This window comes from Pseudomonas sp. SCA2728.1_7 (genome assembly GCF_018138145.1).
Classification (GTDB): domain Bacteria; phylum Pseudomonadota; class Gammaproteobacteria; order Pseudomonadales; family Pseudomonadaceae; genus Aquipseudomonas; species Aquipseudomonas koreensis_A.
Genome location: NZ_CP073104.1, coordinates 6,586,831 through 6,603,520 on the forward strand (window position 1 = coordinate 6,586,831; position 16,690 = coordinate 6,603,520).

The 16,690-nt window shown below is 58.8% G+C and carries 15 protein-coding genes; 3 read left to right on the forward strand and 12 right to left on the reverse strand.

Going from position 1 to position 16,690, the window contains the following annotated elements:
- Nucleotides 1-36: 36 nt before the first annotated feature.
- The 7 genes from KBP52_RS29420 to KBP52_RS29450 form a co-directional block, all read right to left on the reverse strand.
- On the reverse strand, nt 37-462 hold the full coding sequence (locus tag KBP52_RS29420; RefSeq protein ID WP_034155132.1) for a GNAT family N-acetyltransferase: 426 nt from the start codon (nt 460-462) through the stop codon (nt 37-39).
- A complete protein-coding gene (locus tag KBP52_RS29425) occupies nt 455-1,624 on the reverse strand; it encodes a cupin domain-containing protein (RefSeq protein ID WP_007920198.1) in 1,170 nt (389 codons plus the stop codon). Before KBP52_RS29425 ends, KBP52_RS29420 begins: the two co-directional genes overlap by 8 nt.
- A gap of 86 nt (nt 1,625-1,710) precedes the next feature.
- A complete protein-coding gene (purB, locus tag KBP52_RS29430; RefSeq protein WP_016987412.1) occupies nt 1,711-3,081 on the reverse strand; it encodes an adenylosuccinate lyase in 1,371 nt (456 codons plus the stop codon).
- A gap of 127 nt (nt 3,082-3,208) precedes the next feature.
- Nucleotides 3,209-3,832: a high frequency lysogenization protein HflD gene (hflD, locus tag KBP52_RS29435; protein WP_025108999.1), complete on the reverse strand. Its 624-nt coding sequence runs from the start codon at nt 3,830-3,832 to the stop codon at nt 3,209-3,211.
- Complete coding sequence (gene mnmA, locus KBP52_RS29440; protein WP_003223826.1) at nt 3,829-4,953, reverse strand: tRNA 2-thiouridine(34) synthase MnmA; 1,125 nt, start codon at nt 4,951-4,953, stop codon at nt 3,829-3,831. The genes hflD and mnmA overlap by 4 nt, the downstream gene beginning before the upstream one ends.
- A gap of 59 nt (nt 4,954-5,012) precedes the next feature.
- Nucleotides 5,013-5,459: an NUDIX hydrolase gene (locus KBP52_RS29445; protein WP_116030139.1), complete on the reverse strand. Its 447-nt coding sequence runs from the start codon at nt 5,457-5,459 to the stop codon at nt 5,013-5,015.
- A gap of 198 nt (nt 5,460-5,657) precedes the next feature.
- The gene (locus KBP52_RS29450) at nt 5,658-7,883 is read right to left on the reverse strand and encodes an NADP-dependent isocitrate dehydrogenase (RefSeq protein ID WP_212621551.1); all 2,226 of its coding nucleotides are present in this window, start codon (nt 7,881-7,883) and stop codon (nt 5,658-5,660) included.
- A gap of 481 nt (nt 7,884-8,364) precedes the next feature.
- On the opposite strand from KBP52_RS29450, the gene icd reads away from it, so the two are divergent.
- Nucleotides 8,365-9,621, forward strand: a complete 1,257-nt coding sequence (gene icd, locus KBP52_RS29455) for an NADP-dependent isocitrate dehydrogenase (RefSeq protein ID WP_150597244.1) — start codon at nt 8,365-8,367, stop codon at nt 9,619-9,621.
- Nucleotides 9,622-9,703: 82 nt separating this feature from the next.
- Here icd and cspD read toward each other — a convergent pair whose 3' ends face one another.
- Nucleotides 9,704-9,988, reverse strand: coding sequence for a cold shock domain-containing protein CspD (gene cspD, locus KBP52_RS30710; protein ID WP_212621552.1), 285 nt, complete (start codon nt 9,986-9,988; stop codon nt 9,704-9,706).
- A 224-nt stretch (nt 9,989-10,212) separates the two neighbouring features.
- Here cspD and clpS point away from each other — a divergent pair, with 224 nt between their 5' ends.
- Together clpS and clpA are read left to right on the forward strand one after the other, a co-directional pair.
- Nucleotides 10,213-10,596 (forward strand): ATP-dependent Clp protease adapter ClpS, encoded by a 384-nt coding sequence (gene clpS / locus KBP52_RS29465; protein ID WP_011334948.1) that lies wholly within the window; start codon nt 10,213-10,215, stop codon nt 10,594-10,596.
- 30 nt (nt 10,597-10,626) lie between these two features.
- Nucleotides 10,627-12,897, forward strand: coding sequence for an ATP-dependent Clp protease ATP-binding subunit ClpA (gene clpA, locus KBP52_RS29470; protein ID WP_016987404.1), 2,271 nt, complete (start codon nt 10,627-10,629; stop codon nt 12,895-12,897).
- A 958-nt stretch (nt 12,898-13,855) separates the two neighbouring features.
- Here clpA and infA read toward each other — a convergent pair.
- From infA to trxB, 4 genes are all read right to left on the reverse strand, one after another.
- The gene (gene infA, locus KBP52_RS29475) at nt 13,856-14,074 is read right to left on the reverse strand and encodes a translation initiation factor IF-1 (RefSeq protein WP_002553999.1); all 219 of its coding nucleotides are present in this window, start codon (nt 14,072-14,074) and stop codon (nt 13,856-13,858) included.
- A 112-nt stretch (nt 14,075-14,186) separates the two neighbouring features.
- Nucleotides 14,187-14,894 carry an arginyltransferase gene (locus KBP52_RS29480; protein ID WP_007908064.1) on the reverse strand — a complete coding sequence of 236 codons (708 nt, stop codon included), beginning with the start codon at nt 14,892-14,894 and terminating at the stop codon, nt 14,187-14,189.
- 57 nt (nt 14,895-14,951) lie between these two features.
- Complete coding sequence (gene aat, locus KBP52_RS29485; RefSeq protein WP_077573594.1) at nt 14,952-15,632, reverse strand: leucyl/phenylalanyl-tRNA--protein transferase; 681 nt, start codon at nt 15,630-15,632, stop codon at nt 14,952-14,954.
- A 63-nt stretch (nt 15,633-15,695) separates the two neighbouring features.
- Nucleotides 15,696-16,655: a thioredoxin-disulfide reductase gene (trxB, locus tag KBP52_RS29490; RefSeq protein WP_077573593.1), complete on the reverse strand. Its 960-nt coding sequence runs from the start codon at nt 16,653-16,655 to the stop codon at nt 15,696-15,698.
- Nucleotides 16,656-16,690 lie beyond the last annotated feature (35 nt).

The following is a 16,690-nucleotide window of genomic DNA, read 5'->3' on the forward strand; positions in this document are numbered from 1 at the left end:
GGGAGCGAGCCTGCTCGCGAAGGTCGCACCGCGGTCTCAGGCCGAATGGCGAACCATGTCGACATGCGGAATCCCGGCTTCGAGGAATTCCTCGCTGACCAGGCTGAAGCCCAAACGCTCATAGAACGCCGTGGCCTGCACCTGTGCGCTGAGCATTTGCTGCTTCAACCCACGTTCTTCAGCTTCAGCAATGACCGCTTGCATCAACGCATCACCGACCTTCATCCCGCGCCAGTCTTTCAGCACCGAAACCCGGCCGATGTGCCCATCAGGCAACAGCCGCGCAGTACCAATCGGAAAGTCGCCTTCAAACGCCAGAAAATGCACGGCGGTCGCGTCATCCGCGTCCCATTCCAGCTCGGGTGGCACCGATTGTTCGGCGATGAACACCGTTTCACGAATGCGCCGGATCTCGGCGATGTCCTTTTGCCAGTCTGCGACACGTACGCGAATCTTATTCATCGGCGAACCCCAGGCTCCCTTGCTTGACCAGTTGGCACAGCAGGCCGCAAGCGTCTTCGTCGTTCAGCCACTCACCGAGGTTGTCGGTGTGCAGGGCGTCAGCGGCGCAGATCAGCTTCAGCAGTTCGCGCAGTTTGCCCGGCAGGTAACGGCTCTGGCCGCTGGCGAACAGCAGCAGGTCGTCATCGACTTCCGACCAGGCCAGACGCGCGCTCGGGTTGCGGATCAGAATGGCGCCATCCTGCAGGGCGGCGAGGAAGTCTTCTTCTTCGATTTCTTCCGGGCCGGCCACCAGTTCCGGGTAGCGCGGCTCGGTCATGTACTGGCCGAACCAGGTCAGCAGCAGGCGCTCGTCGCTCATGTGTTCGGCGAGCAGCGCTTTCAGGCGATCCAGTGCATCGTGTTGAATCTGATGCGGATCGGCTGCTGGCTGTGCGTCGGCATCGGTGTAGCGCTCTTCGTCAGTCAGGAACTGGCTGAGGAAGTCGGTGAAGTGAGTCAGCACTTCAGAGGCGCTTGGTGCGCGGAAACCGACCGAGTAGGTCATGCAGTTGTCGACCGCGACACCGCAGTGAGCCAGACGTGGCGGCAGGTAGAGCATGTCGCCCGGTTCCAGCACCCACTCTTCGGTCTCGTGGAATTCAGCGAGGATGCGCAGATCCGCGTGTTGCAGCAGCGGGCTCTCGGAATCGCACATCTGGCCGATTTTCCAGTTGCGCTTACCGTGGCCTTGCAGCAGGAACACGTCGTAGTTATCGAAGTGCGGACCGACGCTGCCACCCGGAGCGGCGAAGCTGATCATCACGTCGTCGACGCGCCAGCTCGGCAGGAAGCGGAAGTTTTCCAGCAGCTCGCTGACTTCCGGGACGAACTGGTCGACGGCCTGAACCAGCAGGGTCCACTCTTTTTCCGGCAATTTGCTGAATTCGTCTTCAGCGAACGGGCCGCGACGCAGTTCCCATGGGCGCTCGCCGTGCTCGATCACCAGGCGCGATTCGACTTCTTCTTCCAGGGCCAGGCCGGCCAGTTCGTCGGCGTCGATCGGGCTTTCGAAGTCAGGAATTGCCTGACGGATCAGTAGTGGCTTTTTCTGCCAGTAGTCGCGCAGGAATTCGCGTGCAGTGAGGCCGCCCAGAAGTTGAAGAGGAATATCGGAATTCATATGTAACCTATTGAAAAAAAGCACTTTTCAGACGGGAATAAAAACGCCCGGCGCGGCCGGGCGTCTCAAACGGATCAAGCGGTCGATCAGATGCGTTTGGCTTGCGCTACAGCGTTGCCGATGTAGTTGGCCGGGGTCAGTTGCTTGAGCTCGGCTTTCGCTTGCGCAGGCATGTCCAGACCATCGATGAAAGTCTGCAGCGCTTCAGGGCTGATGCCCTTGCCGCGGGTCAGTTCTTTCAGCTTCTCGTACGGGTTTTCGATGTTGTAGCGGCGCATCACGGTCTGGATCGGCTCAGCCAGCACTTCCCAGCAAGCGTCGAGGTCAGCGGCAATCTTCTGCTCGTTGAGCTCCAGTTTGCTGATGCCTTTGAGGCTGGCTTCGTAGGCGATCACGCTGTGGGCGAAGCCGACACCGAGGTTGCGCAGTACGGTGGAGTCGGTCAGGTCGCGCTGCCAGCGGGAGATCGGCAGTTTGCTCGCCAAGTGCTGGAACAATGCGTTGGCGATGCCCAGGTTGCCTTCGGAGTTTTCGAAGTCGATCGGGTTGACCTTGTGCGGCATGGTCGACGAACCGATTTCGCCAGCGATGGTGCGCTGCTTGAAATAACCCAGGGAGATGTAGCCCCAGATGTCGCGGTCGAAGTCGATCAGAATGGTGTTGAAGCGTGCGATCGCGTCGAACAGCTCGGCGATGTAGTCGTGCGGTTCGATCTGCGTGGTGTACGGGTTGAAACCCAGGCCCAGCTCGTCTTCGATGAAGGCGCGGGCGTTGGCTTCCCAGTCGATCTGCGGGTAGGCCGACAGGTGCGCGTTGTAGTTGCCGACGGCGCCGTTGATCTTGCCCAGCAGCGGCACGGCAGCGACTTGAGCGATCTGGCGCTCGAGACGGTAAACCACGTTCGCCAGCTCTTTACCCAGAGTGGTCGGGGAGGCCGGTTGACCGTGGGTGCGCGACAGCATCGGCACGTCAGCGAAACGGATGGCCAGTTCGCGGATGGCGTTGGCGGTCTGACGCATCAGCGGCAGCATCACGTCGTCACGGCCTTCGCGCAGCATCAGGGCGTGGGACAGGTTGTTGATGTCTTCGCTGGTGCAGGCAAAGTGGATGAACTCGCTGACCTTGGCCAGCTCCGGCAGCTTGGCCGCCTGCTCTTTGAGCAGGTATTCGATCGCTTTGACGTCGTGGTTGGTGGTGCGCTCGATCTCTTTGACGCGCTCGGCGTGCTCCAGCGAGAAGTTTTCAGCCAGTTCATTGAGAACGGCGTTGGCCTCGGCGGAGAAGGCTGGCACTTCAGGGATACCAGCGTGGGCGGCCAGACGCTGGAGCCAGCGTACTTCAACCAGAACACGGGCACGGATCAGACCGTACTCGCTGAAAATCGGGCGCAGGGCCTGGGTTTTGCCGGCGTAGCGGCCGTCAACAGGGGAAACCGCAGTGAGCGAAGAAAGCTGCATGGGGTGTTCTCGGACAGTCGGGCAACGAAATGGGGCGCGTATCATACATGAAAAAATCCGCCGGTCCGTTGCCAACTGACCGGCGTATTACGCGTTACAGACTACAAAGCTTTTATTGCGCGGCGTTTTACTCGCTGCGCATCAACGGATACAGCTCTTTGAGCAGCTTGCGCCGGCTGATCACCAGTTGCCAGCGATGGCCGCCGAGCTGCCGCCAAAGGCGTGCCGAGCGGATACCGGCGAGGAGCAGGGCGCGGATCTTCGAGGCGTTGCTCGGCTGCTGTAGATTGCGCATGTCGCCATGCACCTGAATACGTTGGCGCAGGGTACTCAGGGTGTCCTGATACAGCGCACCGCAGGCAGCCACCACGTTTTCGTGAGCCGGGCCGAAATGTTCGACCTGCGACTGGATCTGCGGCAAACGCTTGCCGATGGTGTCGAGCATATCGTTGCGCTTGGCCAGTTGACGCTCCAGACCCAGCATCGACAGGGCATAACGCAACGGCTCGCGCTGCAAAGTGCTCGGGTCGCGCTCGAGGGCGCCGATCAGTGCACGGTAACCTTCGCGCAAATTGATGTCGTCGCCGCCGTACACGTCCAGCGTGTCTTTCGGATCGCGCACCAACAGGCTGCCGAGCATGCAGCTCAGGCCGGCCTCGCTGGTCTGCCCGGTCTTGGCGATCCGGTCGACCAGCACAGCGGCGAGAAACACCCCGCCGAGCGCCGTCAGTTGTTCCTGAGTCGGGCTCATGCCTGGCCGCTCCACGGCTCGGCCACTTCGATCACGCCGCCACCGAGGCAGATTTCACCGTCATAGAACACCACGGACTGTCCCGGCGTCACCGCGCGTTGCGGTTCGTCGAACACCGCGCGATAGCCGCTGGCGGTTTTTTCCAGGGTGCAGGCCTGGTCGCTCTGGCGATAACGCACTTTCGCGGTCAGGCGCAGCGGCTGGCTCAGGTCGATCGGGTTGACCCAATAGATTTCCGAGGCGAGCAGGGCGCTGGAGAACAGCCACGGATGGTTGTTGCCCTGGCCGACAATCAGCTCGTTGGTGTCGAGATCCTTGCGCAGCACGTACCAAGGCTCGTCGCCGGCGTCTTTCAAACCGCCGATACCGAGGCCCTGGCGCTGACCGATGGTGTGGTACATCAAACCATGGTGACGGCCGATCACTTCGCCTTCAGTGGTCTTGATCTCGCCCGGTTGCGCCGGCAGGTATTGCTTGAGGAAATCGCTGAAGCGACGCTCGCCGATGAAGCAGATCCCGGTGGAATCCTTCTTCTTCGCGGTGGCCAGCTCGTATTTCTCGGCAATTGCGCGCACTTCCGGCTTTTCCAGTTCGCCGACCGGGAACAGGGTCTTGGCGATCTGTTCGCCGCCAACGGCGTGCAGGAAGTAGCTCTGATCCTTGTTCGGATCGAGGCCCTTGAGCAGTTCGGTGCGACCATCGATGTCACGGCGGCGCACATAGTGGCCGGTGGCGATCAGGTCGGCGCCGAGCATCATGGCGTAATCAAGGAACGCCTTGAACTTGATCTCGCGGTTACACAGGATGTCCGGGTTCGGTGTACGACCGGCCTTGTATTCGGCGAGGAAGTGCTCGAACACGTTGTCCCAGTACTCGGCGGCGAAGTTGGCGGTGTGCAGCTTGATGCCAATCTTGTCGCAGACAGCCTGGGCATCCGCCAGATCGTCCATGGCGGTGCAGTATTCCGTTCCGTCGTCTTCTTCCCAGTTCTTCATGAACAGGCCTTCCACTTCATAACCCTGCTCGATCAGCAGGAGAGCGGAAACGGAAGAGTCCACGCCGCCGGACATGCCGACAATGACGCGCTTCTTGGATGTGTCAGAAGGGGCTGGATCACGCATAGGGATTCAATGAGTGTCTTGAAAAAGGACGCGATTCTAGCAGGCTCGCGGCCTCAAGGCTAAAGAGAAGGGCGGATCAGTTCGAGGCTGAAGTGATGACCGGCCAGATAATCGTCGATGCAACGGATGATCAGCTCGCTGCGCCAGTTGTCGCGTTGAGTCATTAATTCGTCACGGGTCAGCCACTTGGCGCCGACGATGCCATCGTCGAGTTGGTAATCCGGGTGGTGTTTGACGGCTTTGGCGCTGAAACACACGCGCTGATAGGTCACGCCGTTGCTTGGTGCGGTGTACAGGTAAATGCCGATGACGCCGGTGGGTTCGACGTCCCAGCCGGTTTCTTCGAGGGTTTCGCGCACGGCGGCTTCGACCAGGGTTTCGTCCGGGTCGAGATGGCCGGCGGGCTGGTTGAGCACGTTACGCCCGGCCTTGTGTTCCTCGACCATCAGGAAACGACCGTTGTCCTCGACGATGGTGGCGACGGTGATGTGGGGGAGCCATTCCATAAAACCTTCCTCAAGTCTGGGGTTGAAATGCAATCCAATGTAGGAGTGAGCCTGCTCGCGATAGCGGTGCATCAGCCGCCATTAATGTTGAATGGTATACCGCTATCGCGAGCAGGCTCACTCCTACAGGGGATTTGTGTTGTATTCAGAAACACAAACCCCGGCACAGGGCCGGGGTTCGTTTACAGCGCTACAACCTTAAACCAGCGCAGCAATCGCCGCGTTGAGGGTTGCGCTTGGGCGCATGGCCTTGCTGATCAGCTCGGCATTGGCGTGGTAGTAACCGCCGATGTCGACTGGCTTGCCCTGAACGGCGTTGAGCTCGGCAACGATGGTTGCTTCGTTCTCGGTCAGGGTTTTTGCCAGCGTCGCGAACTGCGCTTGCAGTGCCGCGTCTTCAGTCTGGGTGGCCAGGGCCTGAGCCCAGTACATCGCCAGGTAGAAGTGGCTGCCGCGGTTGTCGATGTTGCCGACTTTGCGCGATGGCGACTTGTTGTTGTCGAGGAACTGGCCAGTGGCCTGATCCAGAGTCTTCGACAGCACCAGCGCTTTCGGGTTGTTGTAGTTCACGCCCAGATGCTCAAGGGAGGCTGCCAGTGCGAGGAACTCGCCCAGCGAATCCCAGCGCAGGAAGTTCTCTTCAACCAGTTGCTGCACGTGCTTCGGAGCCGAACCGCCGGCGCCGGTTTCGAACAGGCCACCGCCGTTCATCAGCGGCACGATCGACAGCATCTTGGCGCTGGTGCCCAGTTCCATGATCGGGAACAGGTCGGTCAGGTAGTCGCGCAGTACGTTGCCAGTCACCGAAATGGTGTCCTTGCCTTCGCGGGTGCGCTGCAGGGTGTACTTCATGGCGTCGACCGGCGCCATGATCTGGATGTCCAGACCGGTGGTGTCGTGATCCTTCAGGTAAGCCTGAACCTTCTCGATCACTACGCCATCGTGAGCGCGCATCGGGTCGAGCCAGAAGATCGCCGGAGTGTTGCTCGCGCGAGCGCGGTTGACGGCCAGTTTGACCCAGTCCTGGATCGGCGCGTCTTTGGTCTGGCACATGCGGAAGATGTCGCCGGCTTCAACAGCCTGTTCCATCAGCAGGTTGCCCTTGCTGTCGGTGACGCGAACCACGCCGTCAGCCTTGATCTGGAAAGTCTTGTCGTGCGAGCCGTACTCTTCGGCTTTCTTCGCCATCAGACCAACGTTTGGCACGCTGCCCATGGTGGTCGGATCGAAAGCGCCATTGGCTTTGCAATCTTCGATCACGGCCTGGTAGATGGTCGCGTAGCAACGATCCGGGATCACTGCCTTGGTGTCGTGCAGCTGACCGTCGGTGCCCCACATTTTGCCGGAGTCACGGATCATCGCTGGCATCGAGGCGTCGACGATCACGTCGCTCGGCACGTGCAGGTTGGTGATGCCTTTGTCGGAGTTGACCATCGCCAGCGATGGACGAGCGGCGTAGACGGCGGCCATGTCGGCTTCGATCTGCGCTTGCTGCTCGGCCGGCAGGGCCTTGATGCGCGCGTACAGATCGCCGATGCCGTTGTTCAGGTTGAAGCCGATCTCGGCCAGCACGTCAGCGTGCTTGGTCAGCGCGTCTTTATAGAACTCGGCAACGATCTGGCCGAACATGATCGGGTCGGAGACCTTCATCATGGTCGCTTTCAGGTGAACCGAGAGCAGCACGCCCTGGGCCTTGGCGCTTTCGATTTCAGCAGCGATGAACGCGCGCAGGGCGTTTTTGCTCATCACGGCGCAGTCGAGGATCTCGCCGGCCTGAACGGTGGTTTTTTCTTTCAGAACGGTAGCGGTACCGTCCTTGGCAATCAGCTCGATCTTCACGGCGTCAGCGGCGTCGATCAGAGCAGCTTTTTCGCTGCCGTAGAAATCGCCGGTGCTCATGTGAGCGACGTGGGACTTGGAGTCTTTGGCCCAGGCGCCCATTTTGTGCGGGTGCTTGCGCGCGTAGTTTTTAACCGACAGCGGTGCGCGACGGTCAGAGTTGCCTTCACGCAGAACCGGGTTCACGGCGCTGCCCTTGACCTTGTCGTAACGCGCCTTGGCGTCTTTGTCGGCGTCGCTGGTCACGGTTTCCGGGTAGTCCGGCAGGTTGTAACCCTGAGCTTGCAGCTCTTTGATCGCGGCTTGCAGCTGTGGCACCGAAGCGCTGATGTTCGGCAGCTTGATGATGTTGGCTTCAGGCGTAACGGCCAGGTCGCCCAGTTCGGCGAGGTGGTCGGCTACGGCTTTGTCGCCCAGTTGCTCGGGGAAGCTGGCCAGAATGCGCGCTGCAAGAGAGATATCGCGGGTTTCCACGGCGATATCGGCCGAGGCGGTGTAAGCCTCGATGATCGGCAGCAGGGAATAGGTGGCGAGGGCTGGGGCTTCGTCGGTGAAGGTATAGATGATCTTCGAGCGGGTGGGCATATTCGGATTAACTCTCTCTTCTTTGCTAAAGCGTGCGCAGAAACTCGAGGGGCGCCGGGTAAGCGCGTTCGTTCAAAGTCATCCATGAACCGAATGTCGAGATTCTTCGCGGTGATGTTGGGTGCATCAGTAGAGCGTCAAGCAGTCGGACTGCGGTAACAACCCGACCAATCAGGCGGAAAGTCTCGTGCTAGAGAGGCCAGCCGTCGTGACCCTGTGGTCAGCGGGCGGCATTATACATAGGTAGCTGGCAATCTGCCGATGGTTCATATGCAACGATTCTCGTCCATTGGTCTAAAGGTCGCAGGGCGGGGTGGGGCGTAGAGTCGTCGCGAATGCTTGAGTTTGGCGCTTTTCCCTTTGCTTTCAGGCTTGTACGAAACGAGATGTGGCCGCGCCACGAACAGAGGGTTTGCGTGTTGATTTAACTGGGTTACGCTCGAACCAAGCCAGATGTTCAATCCAAACAATGGAGTTCAGCATGGGTTACAAGAAGATTCAGGTTCCAGCCGTCGGCGACAAAATCTCCGTCAATGCAGACCATTCTCTCAATGTTCCTGATAACCCGATCATCCCCTTCATCGAAGGTGACGGCATTGGTGTCGACATCAGTCCGGTGATGATCAAGGTTGTCGATGCTGCAGTTCAAAAGGCATACGGCGGTAAGCGCAAGATTTCCTGGATGGAAGTCTACGCCGGGGAAAAAGCCACTCAGGTTTACGATCAGGACACCTGGCTGCCTCAGGAAACCCTCGATGCAGTCAAGGATTACGTGGTTTCCATCAAAGGCCCGCTGACCACGCCGGTCGGTGGCGGCATCCGTTCGCTGAACGTGGCCCTGCGTCAGCAACTCGACCTGTATGTCTGCCTGCGCCCGGTGCGCTGGTTTGAAGGCGTGCCAAGCCCGGTGAAAAAGCCTGGCGACGTCGACATGACCATCTTCCGTGAGAACTCCGAAGACATCTATGCCGGCATTGAGTGGAAGGCCGGTTCGCCGGAAGCCACCAAGGTCATCAAATTCCTTAAAGAAGAAATGGGCGTCACCAAGATCCGTTTCGATGAAAACTGCGGCATTGGCGTCAAGCCGGTTTCGCTGGAAGGCACCAAGCGTCTGGCGCGCAAGGCTCTGCAATATGTGGTCGATAACGACCGCGATTCGCTGACCATCGTGCACAAAGGCAACATCATGAAGTTCACCGAAGGTGCCTTCAAAGAGTGGGCCTACGAAGTGGCCGCTGAAGAATTCGGCGCGACCCTGCTCGATGGCGGTCCGTGGATGCAGTTCAAAAACCCGAAAACCGGCAAGAACGTAGTGGTCAAAGATGCCATCGCCGACGCCATGCTCCAGCAGATCCTCCTGCGCCCGGCCGAATACGATGTGATTGCGACCCTGAACCTGAACGGCGACTACCTCTCCGATGCCCTGGCGGCGGAAGTGGGCGGTATCGGTATCGCGCCGGGTGCGAACCTGTCCGACACCGTGGCGATGTTCGAAGCGACCCACGGTACTGCGCCGAAGTATGCCGGCAAGGATCAGGTCAACCCTGGCTCGCTGATTCTCTCGGCCGAGATGATGCTGCGGCACATGGGCTGGACCGAAGCGGCGGATCTGATCATCAAGGGCACCAACGGCGCTATTTCGGCCAAGACGGTGACTTATGACTTCGAACGTCTGATGGAGGGGGCCAAGCTGGTTTCGTCTTCGGGCTTCGGGGATGCGTTGATTTCGCATATGTAAAACGCGGGCACATAAAAACCGCCTGACTCGATGAATTGAGTCAGGCGGTTTTTTTATGGCCGGGTGTCTTGGACGAGGTTGCTCAGCTCACGACTGCAACGTGGTTGATGCCACTGGTTGCGGCGGCAGCGGCTCCTGCTGCGCCCACAGCTTCATCCACTGTGTTTTTGTCCTGAATCGCGATTGCGTGCAGGCCTTTGGGGCCTTGAAGGAGTTCGAAGTACACCTCTTGGCCTGCCTTCAGGGTTTTATAGCCTTCCATCTGGATAGCCGAGTAGTGGGCAAACAGGTCTTCTGTCTGGCCGTTCTCGATAATGAATCCAAAACCCTTGGCATTGTTGAACCATTTCACCTTGCCGACAGCCATGCTCAAATCCCTCTGCAACAGACTCCATCGCTGGAGTATCATCCAATTCATCCGCAATCTAATCCGTTAAAAGGATTGACTCCGCGGATCTTTTTTACCCACTGTGGGCTCTATTGGTTGTAACACCGTTTTCCCGATAGTCAAGGTGACCGGGCAGTCGGAGTTGAAAACGTGGACAACCGCCCCCACCACTGTATTTGCACAACTGACGAACCTTTCTTTCCATGCATGCAATCAGCCAGATTCGACTAACATTCAATCAGGATCGCCCGCTTCTCCAAAAGGATCTTCCACAGGAGCACGACGACGATTCGGCAGGCGTTGCTGTTCAGGAAGCAAAGCCTGCGTTACAGGCGCCGCCGATGTACAAGGTGGTTTTGTTTAATGATGACTACACACCGATGGATTTCGTCGTCGAAGTGCTCGAGGTGTTTTTTAACCTGAATCGCGAGCTGGCGACCAAGGTCATGCTGGCCGTCCACACAGAAGGACGGGCAGTATGTGGAGTGTTTACCCGCGACATCGCCGAGACAAAGGCCATGCAGGTCAACCAGTACGCCAGGGAAAGCCAGCATCCGCTACTCTGTGAAATCGAGAAGGACGGTTAATCGCCGACCACTTGGGTATGAGGTGAAGCTATGTTAAACCGCGAGCTCGAAGTCACCCTCAATCTTGCCTTCAAGGAGGCTCGTTCGAAACGTCATGAATTCATGACCGTCGAACACCTTTTGCTGGCCCTATTGGACAATGAGGCTGCCGCCACCGTTTTGCGTGCCTGCGGCGCAAACCTCGACAAACTCAAGCACGACCTGCAGGAGTTCATCGACTCCACCACGCCATTGATCCCCGTTCATGACGAAGATCGCGAAACCCAGCCAACCCTGGGCTTCCAGCGTGTACTGCAACGTGCTGTTTTCCACGTACAGAGCTCGGGCAAACGCGAAGTAACCGGCGCCAACGTGCTGGTTGCCATCTTCAGTGAGCAAGAGAGTCAGGCCGTGTTCCTGCTGAAACAGCAGAGCGTGGCGCGCATCGATGTCGTCAACTACATCGCTCACGGCATTTCCAAAGTGCCGGGGCATGGCGATCACTCTGAAGGTGAACAAGATATGCAGGACGACGAGGGCGGTGAGTCTTCTTCTTCAGGCAATCCTCTGGATGCTTATGCCAGCAACCTCAACGAACTCGCGCGCCAGGGTCGCATCGACCCGCTGGTCGGCCGCGAATCGGAAGTCGAGCGTGTCGCGCAGATTCTCGCGCGTCGGCGCAAAAACAATCCGCTGCTGGTCGGTGAAGCAGGCGTGGGTAAAACCGCAATTGCCGAAGGTCTGGCCAAGCGCATTGTCGACAACCAAGTGCCGGATCTGCTGGCCAACAGCGTTGTTTACTCCCTCGACCTCGGTGCTCTGCTCGCGGGCACCAAGTATCGCGGTGATTTCGAGAAGCGCTTCAAGGCGCTGCTCAATGAACTGAAAAAACGTCCGCAGGCGATCCTGTTCATCGACGAAATCCACACCATCATTGGTGCCGGCGCTGCGTCCGGTGGCGTGATGGACGCTTCGAATCTGCTCAAGCCGCTGCTGTCGTCTGGCGACATTCGCTGCATCGGTTCGACCACGTTCCAGGAATTCCGCGGCATCTTCGAGAAGGATCGTGCCTTGGCACGTCGCTTCCAGAAGGTCGATGTCGTCGAGCCGTCGGTGGAAGACACCATCGGCATCCTGCGCGGCCTGAAAGGGCGTTTCGAGCAGCACCACAACATCGAATACAGCGATGAGTCGTTGCGCGCCGCTGCCGAACTGGCATCGCGCTACATCAATGACCGGCACATGCCGGACAAGGCCATCGACGTGATCGACGAGGCGGGTGCCTACCAGCGTCTGCAACCGGTCGAAAAACGTGTAAAGCGCATTGAGGTGCCGCAGGTTGAAGACATCGTCGCGAAAATCGCACGGATTCCGCCTAAGCACGTCACCAGTTCCGACAAGGAACTGCTGCGTAACCTTGAGCGTGACCTGAAGCTGACGGTGTTTGGTCAGGACGCAGCGATCGATTCGCTGTCGACTGCGATCAAGCTGTCGCGTGCCGGCCTCAAGTCGCCTGACAAGCCAGTCGGTTCGTTCCTGTTCGCAGGCCCGACCGGTGTTGGTAAAACCGAGGCTGCGCGGCAACTGGCCAAGGCGTTGGGGATCGAGCTGGTGCGATTCGACATGTCCGAGTACATGGAGCGTCACACCGTATCGCGTCTGATCGGTGCGCCTCCTGGATATGTCGGTTTCGACCAGGGCGGTCTGTTGACAGAGGCGATCACCAAGCAGCCGCACTGCGTATTGCTGCTCGATGAAATCGAGAAGGCGCATCCGGAAGTCTTCAACCTGCTGTTGCAGGTGATGGACCACGGTACGCTGACCGACAACAACGGGCGCAAAGCGGACTTCCGCAATGTTATCGTGATCATGACTACCAACGCCGGTGCCGAAACGGCCGCGCGGGCTTCGATCGGTTTCACCCATCAGGACCACTCGTCTGATGCGATGGAAGTGATCAAGAAGAGCTTCACGCCGGAGTTCCGTAACCGTCTGGACACCATTATCCAGTTTGGTCGCCTCAGTCATGAGGTTATCAAAAGTGTGGTGGACAAGTTCCTTACCGAGCTCCAGGCGCAGCTGGAAGACAAGCGTGTGCTGCTTGAGGTTACTGATGCCGCGCGTAGTTGGCTGGCGGCGGGTGGTTATGACTCGGCGATGGGCGCGCGTCCGATGGCGCGTCTGATTCAGGACAAGATCAAGCGTCCGTTGGCGGAGGAGATTCTGTTTGGCGAGCTGGCCGAGCATGGCGGTGTGGTGCACATCGACATCAAGGATGGTGAGTTGACGTTTGACTTCGAGACTACCGCAGAAATGGCCTGACGGCCTTGGATCAAGAGGGCGCCTTCGGGCGCCTTTTTGTTATTTGTCGTTTGGGGTTTTTGGGTGAATATCCGTTGCTGCGGTGATGGCTTATTACGGTTTCGCCCTTACGGCGACTCACTTTTTTTCAAACGCCAAAAAAAGTAAGCAAAAAACGCTTGCTCCTACGTGCGGCCCGCTCGCTGGGGCTCGGGGTTCCTTCGCTGCGGGATCGATCCAGGCGCAGCGCCTACGGTTTGCTTCGCTGCACCTCCTCTCGCTGTATTTGGCTGCGCCAAACGGTCGCTGCGCTCCCACGCCCGGATCAATCCCTCCACTCAGCCTTCCGACGTCGCCCTACAGATCAAAAGCCGCAGCCGAGCTAACGCTCATCCTGTTGAGTGGTGAGGAGCATGCGGTCGGCTTTTGTTCGGTGTTGGATTCACCCCTCACCCCAGCCCTCTCCCCGAGGAGAGGGAACCGGTTTGTGGGTCTTTCAGAATCTGAGTTCGACTCGATATCGCACGTCGGCGTAGCTCTACCAAGCACCACCGTCAGTCCCCTCTCCCTCCGGGAGAGGGCTAGGGTGAGGGGCTTGTGATCTTGCTTTGGCTTTAGCTTTGGTTTTTGATCTTTTGCCCCATCGGCAGGCCGAGCGAAGGTGTTCATCCGGGGGTAGGCGCGCAGCGCCGTGCGGCGCAGCCGCATTCATCGAGAGGAGGTGCAGCGAAGCAAACCGTAGGCGATGCCCCCGGATGGACACCGTAGCGAGGGAATACTGAGCCTCAGCGAAGTGCCGTACGCCGGGGCAAGCCTTTTTGGTTACTTTTTCGGCGTCTGGAAAAAGTGACCCGCCGTAAGGGCGGAACCCTAATCAGTAACACCCGCAGCAACGGATATGCCCCCAAACCCAAACCCAAACCCCAAAACGCAGACACAAAAACGCCCGGCATAAACCGGGCGTTCTGTATTGACTTGATTAACGAGCGCGGTAAGTAATGCGCCCTTTGCTCAAGTCATAGGGCGTCAGCTCGACGCGCACTTTGTCACCGGTAAGAATACGAATGTAGTTCTTGCGCATCTTGCCGGAAATATGCGCGGTTACGACGTGCCCATTTTCCAACTCCACACGAAACATGGTGTTGGGCAGGGTGTCGACGACAGTGCCTTCCATTTCGAAGCTGTCTTCTTTCGACATGCAGTAAAGCCCTCGGTATCCAATGAATGGCCCGGTGCAACTGCGCCAGGCAAAAGCGGCGTGCATTGTGCCCGAAAAATGGGGTTTACGCCAAGGGGTTTACGGCTTGGGTTTAGTTGAGGATGACCCAGCGCTGATTAATCAGCAATTCGATGGGGCGATATTGCGTCTTGTAATTCATCTTTTTGCAGTTCTTGATCCAGTATCCGAGGTACACCGCCTCAAGCCCAAGGCGCTGTGCCTCGGCGATTTGCCAGAGGATGGCAAATCGGCCAAGGCTACGGCGCTCTTCGGCGGGTTCGTAGAAGGTGTATACCGCCGACAACCCATTCGGCAGTAAATCGGTCACGGCCACGGCCAGTAACCGTCCGTCGAGTCGGAACTCGTAAAAGCGCGAGAAGGGCAGATCGCGTACCAGAAAAGTCGAGAATTGATCACGGCTCGGCGGGTACATGTCGCCGTCAGCGTGGCGTTGTTCGATATAGCGCTGGTACAGATCGAAATACTCTTCACTGAACTGCGGCTTGGCCGGGCGCACCTGCAAATCCGTGTTGCGTTTGAAGATCCGCTTCTGCTGGCGATTGGGTGTGAACTGCGCCACCGGAATGCGCGCAGGCACGCACGCATTGCAGTTCTGGCAATGCGGGCGGTACAGATGATCGCCACTGCGGCGAAAGCCCATTTCCGACAGGTCTGCGTAGACATGCACATCCATGGGCTGGCTCGGATCGAGAAACAGGGTCGTGGCCTGCTCCTCGGGCAGATAACTGCAAGAGTGAGGCTGAGTGGCATAGAACTTCAACCGCGCCAACTCGGTCATGATCAACCCTCGGGATAAGCTGATGAATTAAGTGTAAGCCACGCGCGCAAAAGTCGCTCAGCAAACCCAGGTGGCACGATTGGGTTGATCCAGGTGATTTGCCAGATAGTCGGCGAATTGCTGACGAGGAATCGCCCGCGCGCCGAGGCTGTGCAGATGATCGGTCGGCATCTGGCAATCGATCAGTACGAATCCCGAGTCTTGCAGGTGACGCACCAGAGTGGCAAAGCCGAATTTGGAGGCGTTGTCAGCGCGGCTGAACATCGATTCGCCGAAAAACAGTTGGCCCATCGCCAGGCCGTACAGGCCGCCGACCAGTTCGCCCTGATCCCAGACCTCCACCGAATGGGCGAAGCCGCGACGATGCAGTTCAACGTAAGCGTCCTGCATGGCTTCGGTGATCCAGGTGCCGTCGGCGTAATCCCGGGGCGCGGCGCAGGCGCGGATCACAGCGTCGAAGTCCTGGTCGAAGGTCACTTGATAGCGTTCCTGGCGCAGCAGTTTGCCGAGGCTGCGCGAGACATGCAGTTCGTCGGGAAACAGCACTGTGCGCGGATCCGGCGACCACCAGAGAATTGGCTGGCCCTCGGAAAACCACGGAAAGCAGCCATGGCGATACGCCTGAATCAGCCGATCGGCCGACAGATCGCCACCGGCGGCGAGCAATCCGTTAGGGTCGCGCATGGCCTTTTCCAGCGGCGGAAAAGTCAGGGAATTACGTTGTAACCAAGTCAGCATGGCATCCAGGCTTGCAGAAGGGGAGGGCGGTGCGGGCTGTTCGGCCCGCGATAAAGTGTGCCGTTAAATGACAGGAATGTCGTCCAGATACTTCTCGGCATCGAGCGCAGCCATGCAGCCGGCACCTGCCGACGTCACCGCCTGGCGGTAAACGTGGTCGGCGACGTCGCCGGCGGCGAACACCCCGGGAATCTCGGTGGAGGTAGCGTCACCGTCGCTGCCACCCTTGACCAGCAAGTACCCGTCGCGCATCGGCAGCTGTCCTTGAAACAGGTCAGTGTTGGGTTTGTGACCAATGGCAATGAATACGCCGGCCAGCGCCAGTTCGCGGGTTTCGCCGGTGTGGCTGTCGCGCAGTCGCGCACCGGTGACGCCGCTGGCATCGCCCAGCACCTCGTCGAGATTCTGGTTCCAGTGCAGGCGCACATTGCCGTTGGCGGCTTTCTCGAACAGTTTGTCCTGGAGGATTTTTTCCGAGCGCAGTTTGTCGCGACGATGGATCAGGTGCACTTCTTTAGCGATGTTCGACAGGTACAGGGCTTCCTCCACGGCCGTATTGCCGCCGCCGACCACGGCGACCACCTGATTGCGATAGAAAAAGCCGTCACAGGTCGCACAAGCAGAAACACCCCGGCCGGCAAAAGCGTCTTCCGAGGGCAGGCCCAGGTATTGCGCCGACGCGCCGGTGGCAATGATCAGCGCGTCGCAGGTGTAAGTGCCGCTGTCGCCGACAAGCTCGAACGGGCGCTGCTGCAACTTGGCGGTGTGGATGTGGTCGTAAACGATCTCTGTGGCAAAGCGTTCGGCGTGCTTCTGCATGCGCTCCATCAACACCGGGCCAGTGAGGCCTTCGACGTCGCCGGGCCAGTTGTCGACCTCGACGGTGGTGGTGAGCTGGCCACCTGCCTGCAGGCCGGTAATGACCACCGGTTTGAGGTTGGCGCGGGCGGCATACACGGCAGCGCTGTAACCGGCCGGACCGGAGCCGAGGATGATCAGGCGTGAATGCTTCGCTACGTTCATCAAATACACCTCATAAGCCTTTGTCACAAAAGGTA

Coding starts and splice junctions, on each gene's coding strand:
- KBP52_RS29480 (WP_007908064.1), bottom strand. CDS start 14,894: ATGACCGAGTTGGCGCGGTTGAAGTTCTATGCCACTCAGCCTCACTCT.
- KBP52_RS29420 (WP_034155132.1), bottom strand. CDS start 462: ATGAATAAGATTCGCGTACGTGTCGCAGACTGGCAAAAGGACATCGCC.
- infA (WP_002553999.1), bottom strand. CDS start 14,074: ATGTCGAAAGAAGACAGCTTCGAAATGGAAGGCACTGTCGTCGACACC.
- KBP52_RS29445 (WP_116030139.1), bottom strand. CDS start 5,459: ATGGAATGGCTCCCCCACATCACCGTCGCCACCATCGTCGAGGACAAC.
- purB (WP_016987412.1), bottom strand. CDS start 3,081: ATGCAGCTTTCTTCGCTCACTGCGGTTTCCCCTGTTGACGGCCGCTAC.
- cspD (WP_212621552.1), bottom strand. CDS start 9,988: ATGGCTGTCGGCAAGGTGAAATGGTTCAACAATGCCAAGGGTTTTGGA.
- mnmA (WP_003223826.1), bottom strand. CDS start 4,953: ATGCGTGATCCAGCCCCTTCTGACACATCCAAGAAGCGCGTCATTGTC.
- KBP52_RS29425 (WP_007920198.1), bottom strand. CDS start 1,624: ATGAATTCCGATATTCCTCTTCAACTTCTGGGCGGCCTCACTGCACGC.
- clpA (WP_016987404.1), top strand. CDS start 10,627: ATGTTAAACCGCGAGCTCGAAGTCACCCTCAATCTTGCCTTCAAGGAG.
- icd (WP_150597244.1), top strand. CDS start 8,365: ATGGGTTACAAGAAGATTCAGGTTCCAGCCGTCGGCGACAAAATCTCC.
- clpS (WP_011334948.1), top strand. CDS start 10,213: ATGCATGCAATCAGCCAGATTCGACTAACATTCAATCAGGATCGCCCG.
- trxB (WP_077573593.1), bottom strand. CDS start 16,655: ATGAACGTAGCGAAGCATTCACGCCTGATCATCCTCGGCTCCGGTCCG.
- hflD (WP_025108999.1), bottom strand. CDS start 3,832: ATGAGCCCGACTCAGGAACAACTGACGGCGCTCGGCGGGGTGTTTCTC.
- aat (WP_077573594.1), bottom strand. CDS start 15,632: ATGCTGACTTGGTTACAACGTAATTCCCTGACTTTTCCGCCGCTGGAA.
- KBP52_RS29450 (WP_212621551.1), bottom strand. CDS start 7,883: ATGCCCACCCGCTCGAAGATCATCTATACCTTCACCGACGAAGCCCCA.